The organism is Myxococcus llanfairpwllgwyngyllgogerychwyrndrobwllllantysiliogogogochensis (assembly GCF_006636215.1).
In the GTDB taxonomy this organism is placed as follows: domain Bacteria; phylum Myxococcota; class Myxococcia; order Myxococcales; family Myxococcaceae; genus Myxococcus; species Myxococcus llanfairpwllgwyngyllgogerychwyrndrobwllllantysiliogogogochensis.
This window is the reverse complement of the sequence record NZ_VIFM01000914.1, coordinates 1-407: the sequence shown is the minus strand read 5'-3', so window position 1 is coordinate 407 and position 407 is coordinate 1. Positions and strand designations below refer to the sequence as shown.

The following is a 407-nucleotide window of genomic DNA, read 5'->3' as shown; positions in this document are numbered from 1 at the left end:
GGCGTGGGCAGCGTGCTGGTGGACGTCACCCGGCACAAGCAGGCGGAAGCAGAGCTGCGCGCGTCCGCGGAGTTCCGCGAGCGCTTCCTGGGCATCGTGGGCCACGACCTGCGCAACCCCCTCAGCTCCATCCGCATGGGCGCCAGCTTCCTCGTCGCCAGCGAGCAACTGCCCCCCGCGCTGGAGCGCACCGCCAGCCGCATCATCAACAGCACGGACCGGATGACGCGGATGATCACCGAGCTGCTGGACTTCACCCGCAGCCGGCTGGGCAGCGGCATCCCCCTGAACCCGGCTGCCACGGACCTGGGCCAGGTGGCGCGCCAGGTGGTGGAGGAGCTGGAGCTGGTGCACCCCCACCGCACCGTGAAGGTGACGTCCACGGGTCCCCTCACGGGGAACTGGGA

At 71.0% G+C, this 407-nt stretch carries 1 protein-coding gene; it reads left to right on the top strand.

Translation table 11 applies throughout. The features are described 5' to 3' along the window. On the top strand, window positions 1–407 hold a 407-nt coding region (locus tag FJV41_RS51205), incomplete at both ends, for a sensor histidine kinase (RefSeq protein WP_181791644.1).